Here is a 1836-nt window from a genome sequence, read left to right as displayed (position 1 = left end):
CCGCCAGGTGGGGACTCGTCGGGCAGTCGCAGGGCGCCGGCGCCGCACTCGTCACCGCGACCCGTGCCACCGCACTGGGCGCGCCGGCGGGCCTCGACTACCGGGGCGTCGTGGCGACCGGCGCGCCGGCGAACATAGAGCACTTGTTCCAGTGGGGCGGCCCCGGATTCCCGCCGGTGAACCTCCCGACCGGGCTCAACCTGTACGCGATGTACATCCTCGCCGGGTTCCGCGACCAGCACCCGGAACTCGACATCAACGGGCTCCTCACACCGCAGGGTCGCGAGATGGTCGACGCCGCCGAGACGCTCTGCTACTCCGCGATGCGGGAGAAGGTCGGCGGCTTCCAGGTTTCGCAGGCGCTGGCGCGGCCACTGCAGGAGATCCCCGACGTCTTCGGACACCTCCGCCGCTACATGGGCACGCCGGCAATGGGCTACGACCGGCCCGTGTTCCTCGGCCAGGGACTGCTCGACATGGACGTGCCCGCCCCCTCGGCGCTGTCGCTCGCCGCCGAGATGACGCTCACCCGGCAGCCGCTCGAGCTGCACGTCTACCCGGACCGGGACCACAGTGGGACCGTTTACGCCGCCATTCCAGACGCCACCGCGTTCCTCGACCGCGTCATGAGGTGACGCCGGGGTGACGAGCACGGGGTGGCCAGTCGGTCACCGCTACCCCCATCTACACCGACCGTCCATATGCGCCACTTCATAACTGCTGGCCAGCGGCATCGGGGTTAGCGCGGACGGTGTGACACCCGTCATAATTGTTACCGACTTGTCACCCGGCGCGATTTCAGGTTAGAGTTTCGCCATCGCCGCGCGGGGATGTTTCAGGGACTCCCCGCGCGGCTGACTTAATTTCGGACGACGGTGGGATTTCTAGAACGTGTTCTAGTAGCGTGGGGGGCATGAGCGCCCTCGACTTCGAGTCCACCAGCAAGACCATCACCGCCGGCCGCTTCGATCTGCACTACCACGAGGCGGGCGAGCAGAGCGTCGCCGAGCCCGAGAGCGCGGTCCCCGTCCTCTTCCTGCACGGATCCGGCCCCGGCGTGACCGCGTGGTCCAACTTCGCCGGCAACTTCCCCGTCTTCGCCGAGCGTTTCCACACCATCCTGCTGGACATGCCGGGATTCGGGAAGAGCTCCGACCTGGAGTGGGAGAAGGCCTACCCGCTCATCGCCGCCGAGGCTATCGACGCGTTCTGCGAGGCCAAGGGCATCGAGAAGGTCGACATCATCGGTAACTCCATGGGCGGCAACGTCGCCTGCGAGACCGCTCTCGCCTACCCGCACCGCGTCCGCAAGATGGCGCTCATGGGCCCCGGCGGCCTGGCCGCTCCCCTGTTCACGCCCGAGCCGAGCGAGGGATCGCGTCGGCTGTTCGAGTTCCTCGCGGAGCCGTCCGACAAGGCCATGGCGGCCTGGGTCGACACGATGGTCGGCAACAAGAAGGTCGTGGACGAGGACCTCATCCGCGCCCGCACCGAGGCCGCCACCGCTCCGGGCGCCGTCGAGCGGATGTACTCCGTGTTCGGCTCGATCCTCAAGCCCGAGAACGCCTACACGCCGCTGTACGCCCGCGCCTCGCAGATCCGGCAGGAGACCATGCTCATCTGGGGCCGCGACGACCGCATGCTCCCCTACGAGCAGGCCCACTTCGCGTTCCGCCAGCTCCCGCGCGCCGAGCTCCACGCCTTCTCGCGGTGTGGCCACTGGGCGATGATCGAGCAGAAGGACAAGTTCGAGCGCCTCGTGATCGACTTCCTGCTCAACTGACCCGGCGGCGGCGCGGGCTGGGCGGCGGCGCGGGCTGGGCGGCGACGCGGCGG

The 1836-nt window shown here is 68.8% G+C and carries 2 protein-coding genes; both read left to right on the top strand.

Going from position 1 to position 1836, the window contains the following annotated elements:
• Nucleotides 1-635 (top strand): prolyl oligopeptidase family serine peptidase (locus G6024_RS13635; protein WP_159148940.1); only part of this gene is annotated, 635 nt, incomplete at its 5' end.
• 278 nt (nt 636-913) lie between these two features.
• On the top strand, nt 914-1783 hold the full coding sequence (locus G6024_RS13630) for an alpha/beta fold hydrolase (RefSeq protein WP_159148939.1): 870 nt from the start codon (nt 914-916) through the stop codon (nt 1781-1783).
• Nucleotides 1784-1836: the final 53 nt, after the last annotated feature.

Source organism: Dietzia maris (assembly GCF_014144855.1).
Classification (GTDB): Bacteria; Actinomycetota; Actinomycetes; order Mycobacteriales; family Mycobacteriaceae; genus Dietzia; species Dietzia kunjamensis.
Note: the sequence above shows the minus strand (reverse complement) of the source record. Positions and strands in the feature narration are given on the sequence as shown.